17 protein-coding genes are annotated in these 17,198 nt (G+C 65.4%); 3 read left to right on the top strand and 14 right to left on the bottom strand.

Features of this window, described 5'->3' with window-relative positions; all coding sequences use genetic code 11:
• Positions 1 to 3: 3 nt before the first annotated feature.
• The 5 genes from sucD to NAF06_RS12895 all read right to left on the bottom strand — a co-directional run bounded on the left by sucD (position 4) and on the right by NAF06_RS12895 (position 5,806).
• Complete coding sequence (gene sucD / locus NAF06_RS12915; protein WP_008580997.1) at positions 4 to 873, bottom strand: succinate--CoA ligase subunit alpha; 870 nt, start codon at positions 871 to 873, stop codon at positions 4 to 6.
• Positions 870 to 2,015, bottom strand: a complete 1,146-nt coding sequence (gene sucC / locus NAF06_RS12910) for an ADP-forming succinate--CoA ligase subunit beta (RefSeq protein ID WP_008580995.1) — start codon at positions 2,013 to 2,015, stop codon at positions 870 to 872. The genes sucD and sucC overlap by 4 nt, the downstream gene beginning before the upstream one ends.
• Before the next feature lie 97 nt (positions 2,016 to 2,112).
• Entirely contained in the window at positions 2,113 to 3,480 is a 1,368-nt protein-coding gene (locus tag NAF06_RS12905) for a class II fumarate hydratase (RefSeq protein WP_049908523.1), read from the bottom strand.
• A 101-nt stretch (positions 3,481 to 3,581) separates the two neighbouring features.
• Positions 3,582 to 5,111 (bottom strand): hypothetical protein, encoded by a 1,530-nt coding sequence (locus NAF06_RS12900; RefSeq protein WP_152418721.1) that lies wholly within the window; start codon positions 5,109 to 5,111, stop codon positions 3,582 to 3,584.
• A gap of 59 nt (positions 5,112 to 5,170) precedes the next feature.
• Positions 5,171 to 5,806, bottom strand: coding sequence for a class I SAM-dependent methyltransferase (locus tag NAF06_RS12895; RefSeq protein ID WP_008580991.1), 636 nt, complete (start codon positions 5,804 to 5,806; stop codon positions 5,171 to 5,173).
• Between the two features lie 280 nt (positions 5,807 to 6,086).
• Between NAF06_RS12895 and NAF06_RS12890 the strand changes: the two genes are divergently transcribed.
• Positions 6,087 to 6,674 (top strand): hypothetical protein, encoded by a 588-nt coding sequence (locus tag NAF06_RS12890; protein WP_008580989.1) that lies wholly within the window; start codon positions 6,087 to 6,089, stop codon positions 6,672 to 6,674.
• A 19-nt stretch (positions 6,675 to 6,693) separates the two neighbouring features.
• Here NAF06_RS12890 and NAF06_RS12885 read toward each other — a convergent pair whose 3' ends face one another.
• The 5 genes from NAF06_RS12885 to NAF06_RS12865 form a co-directional block, all read right to left on the bottom strand.
• Entirely contained in the window at positions 6,694 to 7,245 is a 552-nt protein-coding gene (locus tag NAF06_RS12885) for a hypothetical protein (RefSeq protein ID WP_008580987.1), read from the bottom strand.
• Positions 7,246 to 7,324: 79 nt separating this feature from the next.
• Complete coding sequence (locus NAF06_RS12880) at positions 7,325 to 7,648, bottom strand: BolA family protein (protein ID WP_006629978.1); 324 nt, start codon at positions 7,646 to 7,648, stop codon at positions 7,325 to 7,327.
• Positions 7,649 to 7,748: 100 nt separating this feature from the next.
• Positions 7,749 to 8,708 carry a DUF1028 domain-containing protein gene (locus NAF06_RS12875; RefSeq protein ID WP_008580983.1) on the bottom strand — a complete coding sequence of 320 codons (960 nt, stop codon included), beginning with the start codon at positions 8,706 to 8,708 and terminating at the stop codon, positions 7,749 to 7,751.
• Between the two features lie 117 nt (positions 8,709 to 8,825).
• Positions 8,826 to 9,923 (bottom strand): TrmB family transcriptional regulator, encoded by a 1,098-nt coding sequence (locus NAF06_RS12870; RefSeq protein ID WP_008580980.1) that lies wholly within the window; start codon positions 9,921 to 9,923, stop codon positions 8,826 to 8,828.
• Between the two features lie 73 nt (positions 9,924 to 9,996).
• Positions 9,997 to 11,352, bottom strand: a complete 1,356-nt coding sequence (locus NAF06_RS12865; protein WP_008580979.1) for a sulfatase family protein — start codon at positions 11,350 to 11,352, stop codon at positions 9,997 to 9,999.
• Between the two features lie 194 nt (positions 11,353 to 11,546).
• Here NAF06_RS12865 and NAF06_RS12860 point away from each other — a divergent pair, with 194 nt between their 5' ends.
• Together NAF06_RS12860 and NAF06_RS12855 are read left to right on the top strand one after the other, a co-directional pair.
• On the top strand, positions 11,547 to 12,791 hold the full coding sequence (locus tag NAF06_RS12860) for an ABC transporter substrate-binding protein (protein ID WP_008580977.1): 1,245 nt from the start codon (positions 11,547 to 11,549) through the stop codon (positions 12,789 to 12,791).
• Positions 12,792 to 12,793: 2 nt separating this feature from the next.
• Entirely contained in the window at positions 12,794 to 13,099 is a 306-nt protein-coding gene (locus NAF06_RS12855; RefSeq protein ID WP_008580975.1) for a hypothetical protein, read from the top strand.
• 33 nt (positions 13,100 to 13,132) lie between these two features.
• Here NAF06_RS12855 and NAF06_RS12850 read toward each other — a convergent pair whose 3' ends face one another.
• The 4 genes from NAF06_RS12850 to NAF06_RS12835 all read right to left on the bottom strand — a co-directional run bounded on the left by NAF06_RS12850 (position 13,133) and on the right by NAF06_RS12835 (position 17,140).
• The gene (locus NAF06_RS12850; protein WP_049908515.1) at positions 13,133 to 13,507 is read right to left on the bottom strand and encodes a DUF7268 family protein; all 375 of its coding nucleotides are present in this window, start codon (positions 13,505 to 13,507) and stop codon (positions 13,133 to 13,135) included.
• Positions 13,500 to 14,420 carry an ABC transporter permease gene (locus NAF06_RS12845; RefSeq protein WP_008580971.1) on the bottom strand — a complete coding sequence of 307 codons (921 nt, stop codon included), beginning with the start codon at positions 14,418 to 14,420 and terminating at the stop codon, positions 13,500 to 13,502. Before NAF06_RS12845 ends, NAF06_RS12850 begins: the two co-directional genes overlap by 8 nt.
• Positions 14,417 to 15,430 (bottom strand): ABC transporter permease, encoded by a 1,014-nt coding sequence (locus NAF06_RS12840; protein WP_008580968.1) that lies wholly within the window; start codon positions 15,428 to 15,430, stop codon positions 14,417 to 14,419. The genes NAF06_RS12845 and NAF06_RS12840 overlap by 4 nt, the downstream gene beginning before the upstream one ends.
• A gap of 69 nt (positions 15,431 to 15,499) precedes the next feature.
• A complete protein-coding gene (locus NAF06_RS12835) occupies positions 15,500 to 17,140 on the bottom strand; it encodes an ABC transporter substrate-binding protein (RefSeq protein WP_008580966.1) in 1,641 nt (546 codons plus the stop codon).
• Between the last annotated feature and the right edge of the window lie 58 nt (positions 17,141 to 17,198).

The following is a 17,198-nucleotide window of genomic DNA, read 5'->3' as shown; positions in this document are numbered from 1 at the left end:
CGTCTACAGGAAGTCCTCGACGTGGTCGGCGACCTCTTCGGGAGTGTCGCCGACGGGGACGCCCGCGTCGTTGAGGGCGTCGATCTTCGACTGCGCCGTCCCGGTGCCGGAGCCGGAGACGATGGCACCCGCGTGGCCCATCCGCTTGCCCGGCGGTGCCGTGCGGCCGGCGATGAAGCCGGCGACCGGCGTGTCCATGTGCTCGCCGATGAAGCGGGCGGCCTGCTCCTCGTCCTCGCCGCCGATCTCGCCGCACATCACGACCGCGTCGGTGTCGGTGTCGGCTTCGAACGCCTCCAAGGCGTCGATGAAGGAGGTCCCGATGATCGGGTCGCCGCCGATGCCGATGGCGGTCGACTGGCCGAGTCCGCGCTCGGTGAGGTTGTCGACGACCTGGTAGGTGAGCGTCCCGGAGCGGGAGACGAGCCCGACGTTCCCCTCGGAGAAGATGTTACCGGGGAGGATGCCGAGCTTCGCCTCGCCGGGCGTGATGATCCCCGGGCAGTTCGGCCCGAGGAGGCGCGTGTCGGTCTCGCTCAGGCGCTTGTTCACCTTCGCCATGTCCTGCGTCGGGATCCCCTCGGTGATCGCGACCGCGAGGTCGAGGTCGGTGTCGAGCGACTCGAAGATCGCGTCGGCGGCGAACGCCGGCGGCACGAAGATCACGGAGGCGTCCGCGTCCTCCGCCTCGACGGCCTCGTCGACGGTGTCGTAGACAGGGACGCCCTCGACCTCCTGGCCGCCCTTGCCGGGCACCGCGCCGGCGACGACGTTCGTGCCGTACTCGATCATCTGGCCGGCGTGGAACCTCCCTTCCCCGCCGGTGATTCCCTGAACCACTACTCTGGTGTCGTCGTCGACGAAAATGCTCATTGGGTCACCTCCTCCGCGTTCTTCACCGCGCGCTGGACCGCGTCCTCCAGCGTCTTCTCGACCTCCACGAGGTCCGTGTTCAGGATCTCCATCCCCTCCTCGGCGTTCGTGCCGGCGAGCCGGACGACCACCTTCTTCGGGATCTCGTCGAACTGCTCTAAGGCCTCGTTGATCCCCTTTGCGACCTCGTCGCCGCGGGTGATCCCGCCGAAGATGTTGAACACGACCGCGTCGACGTTGTCGTCGGAGAACACCATGTCGAGCGCCTGCGTGACGCGCTCCGCCTTCGCGCCGCCGCCGATGTCGAGGAAGTTCGCGGGCGACCCGCCGTAGTAGTCGACGAGGTCCAGCGTCGTCATGACGAGGCCGGCACCGTTGCCGATGATGCCGACGTTGCCCGACAGCCGGACGTAGTCGAAGCCGTACTCGCCGGCCTTCCGCTCTAAGTCGTCCTCGTAGGACGCCTCGGCCATCTCGGCCAGTTCGGGCTGGCGGAACAGCGCGTCCTCGTCGATGTTCATCACGGCGTCGGCGGCGACCACGTCGCGGTCGCCCGTGATCATGACGGGGTTGACCTCGATCTCGGAGGCGTCGTTCTCCTCGTAGAGGTCGTACAGCGTCGAGAGGATCGACGCCACGTCGAGGGCCACGTCGGCGTCGACGCCCGCCTCGTAGACGACTTTCCGGGCCTGATACGGGTGGAGCCCGAACGCGGGGTCGACGTGCTCGCGCGCGATCGCGTCGGGGTTCTCCTCGGCGACCTCCTCGATGTTCACGCCGCCCTCGGTCGAGACCATCAGGACCGGTTCGCCCTCGCCGCGGTCCATCGTGACGCCGACGTACAGCTCGTCGACGAAGTCGACGCCCGCCTCGACGAGGACCGAGTCGACGGTGTACCCCTTCAGGTCCATCCCGAGGATCTCCTCGGCGTACTCCTCGGCCTCCTCGCGGTCGGTCGCGATCTTGATCCCGCCGGCCTTGCCGCGGCCGCCCACGTGGACCTGCGCCTTGATCGCGGCCGGGTAGCCGATCTCGTCGACGGCGTCGAGCGCCTCGTCGACGCTCGTCGCGAGCCGGGAGTCCGGTACCGGGATCCCGGCGTCCGCGAAGATAGACTTCGCTTGATATTCGTGAAGTTTCATCCGTGTGGGATCGGTACCGACGGCGGCTTAAATGGTTCCGATCCGGCGCGAACGACCGGCGCGGTGCCGGCTGGCGATCCGCGAGAGAACGGTCCGCTCAGTCCTCGTCGCCGAGGATGACGCGGTGGGTCATCGCCTCGGGGTCCAGCACCTCGTCGGCCTCCTCCTCCGTGAGGTACCCCTCGCCCACGGCGACCTCCTTGACGGACTTGTCCTCCGCGAGCGCCTTCTTGGCGACCTTGCTCGCCTTGTCGTAGCCGATCGCGGGGTTCAACGCGGTCGCGAGCGCCATCGACTGCTCGACGCGCGTCTCGCAGTACTCCTCGTTCGCTTCGAGCTTCGCGACGAAGCGCTCGCCGAACGTCTCGGCGACGTTCGAGAGCAGCTTCGCCGATTCGAGGAAGTTGTGCGCGATGACGGGCTTGTAGAGGTTCAGGTCGATCTCGCCGCGCGCCGCGCCCGCCGAGACCGCGGCGTCGTTGCCGACGACCTGCTTGTGGACCTGATTGACCGACTCGGCGACGACCGGGTTGATCTTGCCGGGCATGATCGAGGAGCCGGGCTGGTTCTCCGGCTGTTCGACCTCGCCGAGCCCGTTCCGGGGGCCAGAGGCGAGCAGCCGCAGGTCGTTGGCCATCTTGTTGAGGCTCCCCGCGATGGTGCGGAGCGCGCCGTGGCCCTCCGCCATCGCGTCGTGGGCCGCCTGCGCCTCGAAGTGGTTCTCGGCCTCGCGGAACTCCGTCCCGGTCTCGTCGGAGATGTACTCGGCCGCCAGCTCCGGGAACTCGGGGTGCGTGTTGAGCCCGGTCCCGACCGCGGTGCCGCCCAGCGCGAGTTCGCGGAGGTTCGACTGGGCGTTCTCGGCGCGCTCGATGCCCTTCGCGACCTGCGTGCGGTAGCCGCCGAACTCCTGCCCGAGCCGGACGGGCGTCGCGTCCTGAAGGTGCGTCCGGCCCGTCTTGACGACGCCGTCGAACGCGGTCTCCTTCGCCTCTAACTCGGCGTGGAGCGTTTCGAGCGCGGGAACGAGGTCCTTCTCGACGGCTTCGAGCGCGGCGACGTGCATCGCCGTGGGGATCACGTCGTTCGACGACTGGCCGTAGTTGACGTGGTCGTTCGGGTGGACGACGCGGTCGCCGATCTCCGCGCCCGCGATCTCGGCGGCGCGGTTGGCGATCACCTCGTTCGCGTTCATGTTCGAGGAGGTGCCCGAGCCGGTCTGGAACACGTCGACCGGGAACTGGTCGTCGTGCTCGCCCGCGATCACCTCGTCTGCGGCGGCGACGATTGCCTCCGCGGTGTCGTCGTCGAGGAGGCCGAGGTCTCGGTTCGCCTGCGCGGCCGCCTTCTTGACGACCCCGAGCGCGCGAACGAACCGTCGGCTCATGCCGATCCCGGAGACCGGGAAGTTCTCGACGGCGCGCTGCGTCTGCGCGCCCCAGTAGGCGTCCGCCGGCACCTGCATCTCGCCGAGGCTGTCCTCCTCCGTGCGGTAGTCCCCCTCAGTATCGTTCACAGGGGCTATTCCGACGATCTCGAATTAAAATCCACCGGTTCGATTGACAGTTATATAATCAGGGATTTATCCTCGAATTTTGACAATATTTCTCCTATATCATCTACGTCATGAGACTCATCGACAACACTTAACGCATGGTCCGGAAGCTTCTCACTACCGTGAATCTCCACGTCAGGTCCAGTCGTATCGTATAGTTGACCCAGTTGACCGATCAGACCCTTATCCGAGATCGATCCACGATAGATGTACTTCAGCAACGCAACGTCGGTGTTGATATCAAAGATATCCTGTAGCTTGTCTCGATACGCCCTTTTTTTCGACTGAACAAAAACATCAATAGAGTTTGTCTGCGGTACAATTCTCTCTTTCAGGTTCACTATTCCTACCCGGTTCTCTTGGATGAGATTTCGGGCATCCGTGACGATGTTCTCGATCTCAGTTGCCGGTTCCGAGATGTCCCCCGGCGAAACTGACTCTCGACTGTTATCGGCCTCAAGAATCTCAAAAGTAACGGACTCCTGTGTAACATCTACAATTTGATAGGGACGTAGAGGTCTCTCAAGAGCATTTATTTTTTCGAGGACATACCATCCGTTTGGAGTGTTATTGACTTTCCCACGCTTATCGTGGCCGTTAACAGCCCGAAATCCTCCTACCTTCGGAAGCCGTCTCTCATTAAGTAGTCTGGAACGGAGGTGAAGCACAGTATCCGGAGAATCAGCGGGCGACGTTGAGAAATCTTCCACAACTTTTTCTGGAGGATTTATATAGACACCACATCCGTAGCCATTATTCTGGGAATAAAACACAGGAGTTTCAATTTCGTTGACAGCTGTTCTTGCGACTGCGGACCACGCCTCTCTAGCGGCGACGAGACGTGGGTGATCATAAAGGTCGGGGTGTGCGTGTTCCGTTTTGGGTTCTCCGTTGATCCAGTCAACAAACAGCGGTTCTGGCTGGAAGTCGTTTAAGCGGCGGTGAACCACGGATCCGCCTTCGGTGACGATTGCCCATGGTTGGGTTACCCGAGAAAGTATATCATCAACCCTCCGACTCCCACCCCATCCAGTCATGACGATGAGTTCCCGCTGTTCTCTTGATATCCAACTGTTAAAGCTGCCAGAGATACTATCTTTAAATTGATCTGAGTGAACTGTTCCATATGATGTTAATACCAATTGTTTCGCGTTCTGAAGCACGTCTCGGATTTTCTTCCACACAGATTTAATGAAATTCTTTAATATTATCAGTGGAGGTAAGAACGGCAGAATATTGATCACGTCTCTGACTCCGATGCCGTAGAAGGGTTCAAGATAGTATTGTGTGTTCCAAGCAAATACTGGTTCGTTGTTCGCTCGGAGTATGAGGGTTCCCTTCAGGTCGCCTGTAGTCAAGCCGAGAGCCTCGGAATCAATACTTTCTTTTACTTCCTCTGGGAGCGCTGGGATCACATTTCGAACCTTTTTCGGACTAACGTGATTGACTTCGATCCCAGCGTCTATGGCACCCTCTATAGCCGCATCTAGTAAGTCCGTTGTGACCCCCTCTCCACCGATCGGGCAGGCATCTAATCGCACCTCACGACACCACCCGGTTTACGCCTGAGTTGTGTGTTCTTATGTGTCCAAGCATTTCACTACTCGAAAGCCCATATCTGATACTCGTACTCTCGCGTACGCCCTTCTGTCCGCTTCTTCTCAGTATATGTGTTTTGACCAACAATATCGAACGACGTCTCAAGCGTAGTTTGTAGGATTGCCATGGTTTCTCTGTCTTCAACAGAGTTCTCTTCAGACGGCTCTCGATGAATGTTGGCTGACAACAGGTAACCGTTTGAGAGAAGATTTGTGGCTAAGTCAACGAAGTCTCTGAATTCCTGTATTGTGTACATATCAGTCAAATAGTACAGACACTCACTAGCGAAAATCAGGTCGTACTTTCGCTCCAGTCCTTGGATAACTTCGAACATGTCGCCACAAATAAAATCCGCCTCAGGGGCGGCGTTTCGTGCCTTATCAAGCGCCTCTTCGGAAATATCGACACCTAAGATATCTGCGTTCGGGAACGCCGAGACCAGTTTCTCAGTGAAGGCTCCATTTCCACAACCCAGCTCCAAGATATCTGTCACTGCTTCAGGTTCCTTTCGGTCCAACGCCCACCGTAAGGTTCGGTCGTATTTTTGCTGTTCATACTCGCTTTCAAAGTACTTCCACGGATCACGTTCCCCCTCCGAATAGAGTTCGTTGAAATGGTCCTGACTGTAGTCAGTCATATCGCCTATGATTGTCAACCAACTACTATCTATTAGTTCTATTGTACGCCGTCACGAGGGATATTTGACAGTAATACTGGAGCCGGAATAATGGTCGCGCTACGAGGAAGAATCGGGATCAACAGATGTGAGAGAAATTCACAGACTACGCGAACAGACATTGATACGAATATAACTGTGTCACCAGATAGCTAAATATTTCAAATCAAGCAAAATCGATAAAACCCGATTCAAACGTGTTTGAAATATATTCCTCCGTGTCGCCAACGGCCGGGCGCACATGAGCCCGAACGACTCAGCGATCGGAACGGCGCTCGACCGCGACACGGTCCGGTCGGCGAGCAGGCTCCTGATCGGCGCGCTGGCGGTCGTCGGCGTCCTCGCCGTCGTCACGCTGCTGCCCGGCATCGACCGCCTCGTCCCGTTCGCGTCCGTGATCTTCGCCGCCGTCGCGACGGGCGTCGTCGCGCTCGCGGTGGCGGGGATACTCCTGTACGCCGCCCCCAAGTTCGCGCTGCTGACGCGGCTGGCGCTCGGCGGTCGCGCCGCCGACAGCGAGAGCGACGCGCGGCCGAGTCGGATCGCCGAGAACGCCGGCGGGACGGCCTACTGGCTCGTCGTCTTCGGGGCCGTCCTCGTCGCGTACCGCGGACTCGCCGGCGTTGCCGTCCCCCTGCTGAACGACGCCGCGTGGGCGTACGACGCCGCCTTCCTGTTCGCCGCGCTCGTCCCCGTGGTGTTCCTCGTCGCGCGCCTGACCGTCACCGTCGACCCGCTCGCCGACGCGATCGCCGACCGCGTCGCGGGCGACGAGGGCGACGGCGACGCGTCGGCGGCGACCGCGACCCCCGACCGGGACGGGGGATAGGGCGACGCCGACTCCGGTTTTATTCGAACAGGAACGGGACCGTCATCAGCGCGCCGTTGAGCCCGAACAGCCCGAGCAGCGCCAGCCCGAGCGGCGGGTCGTCGCCGGGATACGCGGCGAGTAACGCGAACGACCCGGCCCCGAGCAGCGCCAGTCCGACCGTCAGCGCGACGTCCGACCAGCGGTTCCACGCGTCGTCGAGCGCGGGTTCGAGCCGCGCGACCCACCAGTCGGGGTCGGAGTCGGCGGCGGCGCGGTCGGCCCGGTCGGTCCAGGGCGTGTCGTCGGCCGTCTCGTCGAGCCACGCGTCCCCCGGCTCCGGCCCCTCGTCGCGGGCCGCGCCGCCGGCGTCTTCGGAGTCGTTCGCGCTCGGCTCGCCGACACCGAGCAGTCGCCGGACTCCCGCTGGTCCGACGGCCGTCAAGAGCGTCGCGGTCCCGACGCCGGCGAGTCCGAGCAGGACGGTCGGATCGGTGACGCGCGACTCGACGGCGAGGAAGAGCGCGCCGAACGCCAGCAGCGAGACCGCGGAGCAGATCCCGCGGAGGGCGCGGACGAGTGCGGATCGCATGGCTTGGAGGGGGGTGGGACCGGTAGTGATTCGGCGCGGCGACGCGGCGGACTGCCGGAGGGAACTCGTCGAACGCGACTCAGGCCTCGTCGACCGGGAACAGTCCGGCCTCGCGGAGGGCCTCGTCGAGGGCACCGTCGCCGTGTTCCGCGTACGCCTCGGGGGTGTACGTCTTTATCTCCAGCGCGTGGACCGACTGCGTCATGTGGTCGCCGACCGCGTCGTACACGCGCTGGTGCTGGTCGACGAGCGACTCGCCCTCGAAGACGGGGGAGACGACCCACGCCGCGAAGTGGGCGTCCTCGTCCTCGTCGTCGTGGACTCGTGGCGTGGTGACGCGAGCGACCGCGTCGGGGAGGTTCTCCTCGATGAGGGCCGCGACCTCGTCCGGTTCGATGGTCATGGTCTCCGGTCGGTCGCGGACGGGCAAAAGTCGACCGGCCCGCGTCGGTGGGTCCCGGTTCGATGACGCGCCGAGCGGGGTCGACGCGGGCGGTCGGCGACTACGCCCGGTCGAGCCGGGAGAGCCCGCGCCAGATCGCGTCGACCAACCGTGTCTCGGGGTCGGCGTCGGATTCGGGACCGTCCGCGTCGGATCCGGCTTCCCCGATTCCCCGTGCGAGGGCGTCCTCCAGCACCGCGAGCGAGTGGTTCTCGAAGTTGTTCATGCCGCGGAACGACTCCAGCGCGTCGCGGGCGTCGCCCCCGAACTCGCCGGTCGGCTCGCCGTCGTAGAAGCCGAGGTCCGCGAGCGCCGACTCGACCGCGACGGCCGCCTCGCCGGTCAGTTCCCGCGTCTCCTCGGGGGCCTCGCGTTCGAGGAGCGTCACGTCGTATATCTTGAACACCCGTTCTAACTCGTCGATGGGACGCTCGTGGTCGTCGACGCGCACGTCGATCCAGCGGTCGTTCCGCCCGTCGTAGCCGCCCTCGGGCTTGGCGACGTACAGCGCCGCCGACTGCTCGCCGCGCCTGTCGCCGCCGGCCTCGTTTCCGGCGTGGAGCGCGGCGATGAGCCGCTCCGGGAGGCCGCCGTCGGTCTCCTCGAACGTCTCGGCCATCGCGTCGAGGGTGTCGGCGTTCTCCAGGATGTTCCCCTGAACCGTGTAGTGGTCACCCTGCCGGTCACCGGCGTGGTCGTGGCACTCGTCGCCGGTGAACGCCGCGGGGTCGTCGTCCGGGTCGACGCCGACGACGCCCACCTGCCGCGAGGGGGCCTCCTCGTCCGCGGCCGTGAGCCGGTCGATCGCCGCGGCCGGGTCGTGGCCCTCGCGGAGCAGGTCGAGACCGTGGGGGCCGTACGCGACGTTCGCGAAGCTCTGCGTGGCGACCGCGCCCGCGTCCGCGCTGACGAACGGGACGACGGCACCGACGCCGACGAACTTCGACTGGACGGCGACGCCGACCGCGTCCGTCTCCGGGTCGCGGGCGGCGATCGAGAAGGTCGAGGGTCGAGGTGGCATGCGGGAGCAAACGCGTGTCGCCGCGAGCATAAAAGTCGTCGTCCACGTCACCGGGTCGGCGTCGAAGCGCCGTCACTCGGCGTCGCTCCGCCGGCCTCGAACGGCTACCGCTCGGCCTCACTCCGCCGGCTCGGCCTCGGTCTCGGCGGCCGCGTCCGTCACGCGGATCCGTTCGGCCTCGACGTCCTCGTAGGTCGCGCCCCAGCCGCCGACCGTCCACCGCCGCTCGCCGTCGTCGACGACCACGGAGGCGGTTCCGGTCAGCGCCATCACGCTCGGGGCGCGGTCGTCGCGGCCGTCGCCGTCCGAGAGGTGTTCGGCGTCGACGACCTCCCCGGAGAGGGTCACGGACCGGTCGCCGTCCGTCTCGCGGCCCTCGATCTCGACGCAGAGGGGCTCGTCGCCCCGGATCCGCCCCCGGTTCTCCAGCAGGAACTGCCGGATGTCCGCGTACCGTTTGGACCCGACCGCCCCGGCCTCGTACGCGACGGGCGAGGGGAGCCACATGAACAGGAGGAAGTGCCAGAAGAAGACGTAGGTGAACGACCGGTTGCGGAGGATGAGCCCGTAGTCCTCGACCGCGGCGGGGTTCGGCGCGAACGCCGTCCGCCGCAGGTCGGAGGTGAGCACGAACGGCGCGGGTCGGGAGAGGCGGTGCGCGACGTTCACGGCCCCCTCGTAGTCCGCCTCGTCGAGCGACTCGTCGCCGTCCCGGTCGAGGACGGTGACGTTGACCGTGACGCCGCGGTCGCGCGCGTCGGCGAGGTCGCCCCGCAGCGCCTCGAACTGGTCGCGGGTGAGCGCCGCGTGGACCTGCGTGTCGGCGTCGCGGACGAACGTGCGGGCCGCTTCGAGGACCGTGTCGAACCGCTTGACGATGCTGACCGTCTGGGTGTCGAGCGTCGGCCGCTCGTACCGCTCCTCGATCTCCGCGGCGGCCGATTCGAGCGCACTCGCGCGGTCCGAGAGCCCGGAGACGATGGTCTCCGGGTCGGTCGCGCGCGCCTGAAACGTCTCCTGTTCGTACAGCTCCACGTAGCCGAAGTCGTCGAGGTCGCGGAGGACGTCGTAGATCCGGGCGTCCGGCACGTCGCTCGCCTGCGCGACTTCGGTCGCGGACGCGGTCCCCAGTTCGAGGAGGGTGACGTACGCGTTCGCCTGATAGTAAGAGAGGTCCGCGGCCTGGAGCGTCTCCAGGAGTTCCTCGGTGTCCATGACGATCGATTAACTACCTCGGTATATAAAAATCACCGAGACGCGGCGGGAAGAGCGGACGCCGCCCGGTTCGTCACTCCACGTCGGGGTACGGGACGGGACCGTCGAGGAGCGGGTCGTCGGTCGACTCCATCCACGCCTCCAGCTCGTCGCGGAGTCGGTCGAGGGCGTCGACGTGGGACGGCTCCGGGTCGCTCGCCTCCGCCGCCGTCTCGAACGGCTTCCGGTCGGAGGCGAGGTTCTCCGATTCGTGTGGGTCGGCGGCGAGGTCGTACAGCTCCTCGGCCGGGCGCTGCGGGACGTGGAACTCCTCGTGGACCTCCCGACCGGAGGCCGTCGGCGCGACGTCTATCGGGACGAACACCTCGGGGAGCAGCGAGAAGTTTCGGACGTACTTGTACCGGTCCGTCCGGATCGCGCGGATCGGGTTGTACCGGTCGTGCCACGTCATCTCGGCGAAGATCCGGTCCCGGCCGTCGTGCGGCTCGCCACGGAGCAGCGGCGCGAACGACTCGCCGGAGGTCTCGGTCGGCGGCTCGACCCCGAGCAGGTCCAGCATCGTCGGCGTGAAGTCGACGTTGGTGACGAGGTCGTCGTGGACCGCGCCGCCCTCGACGACGCCCGGCCGGTGAACGAGGAGGGCGGTCTCGATCCCCGGGTCGTAACAGGTGCCCTTCGCGCGCGGCATCGCCAGCCCGTGGTCGGTCGTGAAGACGAACACCGTCTCCTCCGCCAGCCCGGCGTCCGCGAGCGACTCGCGGTAGCGGCCCACCGCCGGGTCGAGCACCTCCGAGATCACCGACCGGAGGTCGGCGACGTCCTCGCGGACCCCGGGCGCGTCGGGCAGGTACGGGAAGTCGTCGAGCGGGACCTCGTCGGGGTCGTAGCTATCGTACGTCCCCTCGGGGAGGTAGTCGCGCCGGAAGGGCCGGTGCGGCTCCTCGATGCCGATGGAGACGAAGAACGGGTCGTCGGCGTCGGCGCGCTCCGCGAAGAAGTCGTCGACGACGTCGACGAGTTCCAGCGCTCGCTTCGTCCCGCTGTCGACGTACTCGTACCCCAGCCGCTCCGGCTCGTTGGGCACCTCGTGCTGGAAGCCGAGGAGGGCGGTGTCGTACCCCGCCGCCCGGAGGTGTTTCGGGAGCGTGTCCCAGTCGTCTCCGAGCGCCCAGCCCATGTGCGCCAGCCCCATGACGCCGTTCTCGTGAGGGTAGTAGCCGGTCATCATGCTGGACCGGCTGGGCGAACACTGCGGGGCCGAACAGAAGCTGTTCGCCATCCGGGCGCCGTCGGCCGCGATCCGATCGATGTTCGGCGTGTCGACGTCGGCCCCGTAACAGCCGAGGTGCTGCCCGAGGTCGTGACAGTGAACCAGCACTAAATTCGGACGACGCGTCGCGTCGGCGGACGAGTCGGCTTCGAGCGTCATGTCCCCATCAACCCCCAAGACGCCAATAAATAGCGGTGGTCGCCGATCGCGCCGCACCCGTTGAGATTAGTGACTATAGCGGTAATTAATAAGCAAATTTGAAGTAATTGGGACCGAACGATGGGGACGACATGTCCGATGATCGATCCTGTACTACGCGGCGGAGGGTACTGAAAACGACCGGAACCGCGTCGGTGCTGGGGAGCGTCGCACTCGCCGGTTGTTCCGGCAGCGGATCCGACGGCGGAGACGGCGAGGACGGCGGCGACGGCAGCGACGGCGGAGACGGCGGGAGCGGCAGCCTGGAGATCACCGGCGTCTGGTCCGGCGGCGAGCAGGAGTCGTTCAGCAACGTGATGGACTTCGTCGAGGAGTCGACGGGGATGAGCCTGGAGTACTTCCCACGCGACACCGACAGCCTGCTCACCGGGACGCTGATGGACTACGAGTCCGGCGTCGCCTCCGCCGACATCGTCGTGATGCCCTCGCCCGCGCGGATCATCTCCGACGCGCAGAACGGCCACCTCGCGCCGGTGGGCGACGCGTGGGACCCCGAGAACTTCGCGGTCGACCCGTCGCGGGTGACCGTCGACGGCGAGGTGTACGCCGCGCCGTTCAAGATGGACCTCAAGCCCGGCTTCTGGTACCGGAAGTCGTTCTTCGACGAGCACGGCCTCTCCGAGCCGGAGAGCTACGACGAGTTCCTGACGCTGCTCGACGAGATCGCGGCGATCGACGGGGTCGACGCGCCGATCGCCTCCGGGAACGGGACCGGATGGCCGCTCAGCGACCTCACCGAGGGCTTCTTCATGCGGCAGGACGACGGCGCGTCGCTCCAGCAGGGCCTCATCGACGGCGACGCCTCCTTCACCGACGACCGGATCGCGACCGCCTTCGACGAGATCAAGACGCTCCACGAGGAGGGGTACTTCAGCCAGACGCGCGACTTCGGCGTCCAGTACGAGTACTTCTGGGACAACAGCCTCCCGCTGTACTTCATGGGCTCGTTCACCCCGGCGCAGGACGCGGTCCAGGACCCGTCGGACCTCGGCGTGTTCCGGCTCCCCGGCGTCGACGGCATCTCCTCGTCGGTCAACTGGTTCACCGTGCCGGCGTACTCGGACAACGTCGACACCGCCCGCGAGGCGCTGAGTTCGTTCGTCTCCGCCGAGGGCCAGCAGGTGTGGGTCGAGGACGGCGGGTTCATCGCCTCCAACACCGAGGTGCCGGACGACGCCTACGAGATCGAGGTCATGGCGAACCTGCCGGACCTCGCCGCCGAGGTGACCGTCGTGCCCGACCTCGACGACGCGCTCGGGAACCCGTTCCAGCAGGAGTTCTGGTCGGTGCTCAAGGGCCTGTGGGCCACGCCCGACACGCCGACCGAGGACATCGTGAGCCCGCTCGACGACGCGCATCAGGAGACGCTTAACGACTGACGATGGAGTCGACTTCGACGGCGGACGACCGGAGCGACCGGCGCGGGTCGCTCGCGCGGATGTTCGACCCCGAGGAGCTGCGCCGCCGCAACCTCGTCTCGCTCGGGATGGACGTGCTCATCCTCGCGACCACCGGCCTGCTCGCGATCCTGTTCACGATGGGGTTCTGGCCGGCCGTCATCGGCGCGATCCCGACGGCGACGCTGCTGTACTTCGGCTGGGCCTCCTCGAAGGCGTTCTTCGTCGCGCAGGCGCTCGCGATCGGCGTCGCGCTGCTCGGCACCGTGACGGGCGTGCTGCCGTACTGAGGCGGGGGACCCGCGGTCGGATTTTCACGGCGGCTACACGCCGAGCGCGATTGAGGTCAACGTGGCGGCGACGGCCCACCCGGTCCCCGTCCACGACACCACGAAGAACGCCTCGCGTGCGCTCGCCTCCGTCCAGTCGGAGGCGACGTCGAGGCGCGCTTGGAGCCCCTCGATGGTCCGACCGAGACCGACTGCCGACGACCACGCGGTGACGCCGAACCCGAGGACCAGCGCCCCGAGCGCGAACGACGTGTCCGTGGCCGGTTTCGGCGGTCGGAACGCGAGCAGCCCCATCGAGACGACGACCCCAATCGCGGCACCGGTCCCTGCCCACCGAGCCGCGCCGAGGACCAGCGCCCGGTAGCGCGCGCGCCGGGACCGCGAGACCGGGAGCGAGGAGTCAGTCAACGGTGTCTCGCATCCGCGGGTCCAGCGCGTCGCGCATCCCGTCGCCGAGGAGGTTGAACCCCAGCACGGTGAGCGCGAGGAACAGTCCGGGGAAGAACGACCACCACCACGCGCCCGAGAACAGCCCCCGTTCGACCCCCTCCGAGAGCATCATTCCCCACGACGGGTCGCCGGGGCTCGCGCCGAATCCGAGGAACGACAGGGCGGCGATGTCGATGATCGCGAGGCCGTAGTTCAGGGTCGACTGGACGGTGATCGGTGCCAGGCAGTTCGGGAGCACGTGCCGGATCAGGAGCCGTGGGTCCGTCGCCCCGAGCGCGTACGTCGCGTCGATGTACTCGTCCTCTAAGACCTTCAGCGCCGCGCCGCGGACGACGCGAGCGAACCGCGGCGTGTACACGAGCGTGAGCGCGGCGACGGCGCGCCACAGTCCCAGCGACTCCGGGAAGATGGTGACGAGCGCGAGCGCCAGCAGGAGCGAGGGGAACGACAGCAGCACGTCCATCGTCCGCATGATGACGTTGTCGGTCAGGTCGCCGTAGTACGCCGCGACGATCCCGGCCGCGATCCCGAGGACCGTCGAGGCCAACACCGTCGCGGTCCCGAACTTCAGCGCGTACCAGGCACCGTACAGCACCCGGGGGAAGACGTCGCGCGCCTGCCCGTCGGTCCCGAACCAGAACTCCGCGCTGGGTGCCGCCTGGGTCGGGTTCGCGTTGAACATCGTGTCGACGATCGCGTCGAGGTCGTACGTGAGTCGGGCGTAGATCGCCACCGCGAACATCGTCCCGATGATCAACAGTCCGAACACGGCGATTCGGTTCGAGAGCAGTTCCTGAAGGAACGGACTGGCGCGGAGGCGCTCGACGACGTTCCGTTCGACGTCCGACGACTGTGGTGTTTCGGTGTTCATTGGTCGATCCGGGGGTCCAGAACCGAGTAGGTGATGTCCACGAAGAGGTTCACGAGCGTGTACATGAACGCGAAGACGAGGACGGTGGCCTGTACGACCGGGTAGTCGCTCTGTTCGATGGCGGTGACGAGGAGAGTCCCGATCCCGTTTATCTCGAAGACCGTCTCCGTCAGGACCGACCCGCCGAGGAGCGACCCGAACTGGATGCCGATGATGGTGATGACCGGAATAAACGCGTTCCGGAGCCCGTGTTTCATGACGGTGATCTTCGCGCCTTGGCCCTTCGCGCGCGCCGTCCGCATGTAGTCCTGGCGGATGACTTCGAGCATCGAGGAACGCATCATCCGGGAGATGAACGCCATCGAGTAGATGCCGAGCACGACGACGGGCATCAGCAGGTGAGTGGCCGCGGACCGGAACGCCTCCACGTTCCCCTCAAGCAGGGTGTCCACGAGGATCAGTCCGGTCGTGGTGTCGACGAAGTACGACGACGAGATCCGCCCGCTCGTCGGGAGCACCCCGAGTATCTGAGCGAAGAGCAGGATCAGCAGCGGGCCGCTCCAGTAGATCGGGACGCTGATGCCGGCGAGCGCGCCGACGCGAGTGAAGTGATCGGTCAGCGTGTCCTGTTTCACCGCGCTCAGGATTCCGAGCGGGAGGCCGAACGACAGCCCCGCGATCTGACCGAGAACGGCCAGTTCGATGGTGATCGGCAGGCGGTTCACGAGGATGGAACTGACCGGCGTTCCGCGCTGGATCTGATAGGACTGGCCGAACTGGAGCGAGGCCGTCTCCCGAAGGAACCGCAGGTACTGCTCCCAGAGCGGGTCGTCCAACCCGAGGTTCGAGCGGACCTCCTCGACGAACTCCTGGCTCGCACGCTCGCCCGCAATGGTCAACGCGGGATCGCCGGGAGAGAGGTGGAGGATCGCGAAGACGACCGTCGCGACGCCGAACAACACCGGCCCCAACAACAGGACTCGTTTCGCGACGAATCGCTTCGATACCATGTACAGGAACCCGTATTTTCAAACGTCTAAAAACTTCCCGTCGCCGGGGTCGTTCCTCCCATGCGGCCGTCACTCCACTTCGACGAGGTGGAGGTGCGGGCCGCCGATCGCCGACACCGTGTAGTTGCTCACGGACGTCCCCACGCCGCGGATCTCGTCGGCGTAGTCGATGTACACCCACGGGGCCTCGTCGCGAGCGATCTGCGCCGCCTCGTGGTAGAGGTCCGCCCGGGCGTCCTGGTCGGCCGTCCGCTGGGCCTCCTCGATGAGGTCCATGTACTCCTGATTCGCCCACGCCGCGCGGTTCGAGGTGTTGAACCCCTCTGTCTCCCAGTCCACCCAGTCCTGTCCTTCCGGAGACTCCACCTGCGGGTGGAGCAGCACGTAGTAGAAGTTGTCCGGGTCGGCGTTGTCCGTGTACCACCCGGACAGCGAGGCGTCGTGGTTGCCCTCTCCGGTGTAGGTCAGGTAGTCGGAGAACTGACGGTCGTCGATCTCGACCTCGATGCCGATCTCGCCGAGGTTGGTCCGGATCGTCTCCGCGGTGGGGAGCGGGGCGGGGTTGTAGCCGCGCGCGTTCTGGAACGTCGTGAGCTGGAACGAGAAGCCGTCTCCGTAGCCGGCCTCCTCCAGCAGGCTCTGCGCCTGATCGAGGTCCTGCGGATAGGGGTCGATGTCGTCGTTGTGGCCGAACAGCGCCGGCGGACACGGCTGGTCGGCCTGCGTCGCGATCCCGTCGTAGACCTCTTCGACGATCGACTGCGTGTCGACGGCGTAGCTGATCGCCTGCCGGACCCGGGCGTCGCGGAACGCCTCGACGCGGGACTGGTTGAACACCATGTACCCGATGTTGATCCCCTGACCGCTGACGACCTCCGCGCTGTCGGCGTTCTCGACGGTGCTGATCGTCGACGGATCGAGGTTATCGATGATCTCGAGTTCCTCCTCTACCAACGCCTGTGCCCGAGTGGAGTTCTGTCCACGTTCGATGAACAGGAGTTCACCGACCTGCGGGCCCTCACCCCAGTAGTTTTCGTTCGGAGTCAGCCGGATGCGACCGTTCGCGTTGTCGAGTTCGTCCAACTGGAACGGTCCGGTCCCGTTGGCGTCACCGTTGAAGTCGAAGCCGCTCTCAATGTCGTCCTGCGAGAGGACCACCGCCGCGAACATCGCGAGGTTTCGGAGGAACGGCGCGTACGGCTGGGTGAGCGTGACGTTGAGCGTGTAGTCGCCGTCGGCCTCTACGGAGTCGATCCAGTTTCCGAGCGTGAACGGACCGTAGGCGGATCCCTCCTCGAAGTAGTACTCGTAGTCCTCGTCCGTAAACCGCCGGTACGTGGCGATAAAGTCGGCGGCGGTGAACTCCGTGCCGTCGTCGAACTGGGCGTCCTCACGTAGTGTGAGAGTGACTTCGGTGCCGTCCATCGACCAGTCGGTCGCGAGCGACTCGGTGATGGCCGCTTCGCCCGGCTCGAAGTCGATGAGCCCGTCGTATATCTGGTTCGTGACCTTCGAGACCTCACCGCTCGTCGTGTTCTGCGGGTCGAGAGTCTCCGAGTGAGCGCTCCGCCCGTACCTGAGCGTCCCGCCCTCGCTCCCGCCTCCGCCCGCACAACCGGCGAGCGTGCTCGTTGCGGCCGTAGCGACCGTCGCGCTCCCGGCGGCTTTCAGGAAGCTTCGCCGGGATACCTGGTTGTTATTACCAGACATGGATATGTCTACTAACAGCAACATAAATAACAGTACCGGACGAACGGGCGTCGGCAGG

This window comes from Halorubrum hochsteinianum (assembly GCF_023702125.1).
Taxonomy (GTDB): domain Archaea; phylum Halobacteriota; class Halobacteria; order Halobacteriales; family Haloferacaceae; genus Halorubrum; species Halorubrum hochsteinianum.
The sequence above is the reverse complement of the archived record's forward strand: the minus strand, read 5'-3'. Positions and strand labels throughout refer to the sequence as shown.

Coding starts and splice junctions, on each gene's coding strand:
- sucD (WP_008580997.1), bottom strand. CDS start 873: ATGAGCATTTTCGTCGACGACGACACCAGAGTAGTGGTTCAGGGAATC.
- NAF06_RS12870 (WP_008580980.1), bottom strand. CDS start 9,923: ATGGACACCGAGGAACTCCTGGAGACGCTCCAGGCCGCGGACCTCTCT.
- NAF06_RS12875 (WP_008580983.1), bottom strand. CDS start 8,708: ATGCCACCTCGACCCTCGACCTTCTCGATCGCCGCCCGCGACCCGGAG.
- NAF06_RS12880 (WP_006629978.1), bottom strand. CDS start 7,648: ATGACCATCGAACCGGACGAGGTCGCGGCCCTCATCGAGGAGAACCTC.
- NAF06_RS12905 (WP_049908523.1), bottom strand. CDS start 3,480: ATGCAGGTGCCGGCGGACGCCTACTGGGGCGCGCAGACGCAGCGCGCC.
- NAF06_RS12865 (WP_008580979.1), bottom strand. CDS start 11,352: ATGACGCTCGAAGCCGACTCGTCCGCCGACGCGACGCGTCGTCCGAAT.
- NAF06_RS12890 (WP_008580989.1), top strand. CDS start 6,087: ATGAGCCCGAACGACTCAGCGATCGGAACGGCGCTCGACCGCGACACG.
- NAF06_RS12855 (WP_008580975.1), top strand. CDS start 12,794: ATGGAGTCGACTTCGACGGCGGACGACCGGAGCGACCGGCGCGGGTCG.
- NAF06_RS12835 (WP_008580966.1), bottom strand. CDS start 17,140: ATGTCTGGTAATAACAACCAGGTATCCCGGCGAAGCTTCCTGAAAGCC.
- NAF06_RS12845 (WP_008580971.1), bottom strand. CDS start 14,420: ATGAACACCGAAACACCACAGTCGTCGGACGTCGAACGGAACGTCGTC.
- NAF06_RS12885 (WP_008580987.1), bottom strand. CDS start 7,245: ATGCGATCCGCACTCGTCCGCGCCCTCCGCGGGATCTGCTCCGCGGTC.
- NAF06_RS12840 (WP_008580968.1), bottom strand. CDS start 15,430: ATGGTATCGAAGCGATTCGTCGCGAAACGAGTCCTGTTGTTGGGGCCG.
- NAF06_RS12895 (WP_008580991.1), bottom strand. CDS start 5,806: ATGACTGACTACAGTCAGGACCATTTCAACGAACTCTATTCGGAGGGG.
- sucC (WP_008580995.1), bottom strand. CDS start 2,015: ATGAAACTTCACGAATATCAAGCGAAGTCTATCTTCGCGGACGCCGGG.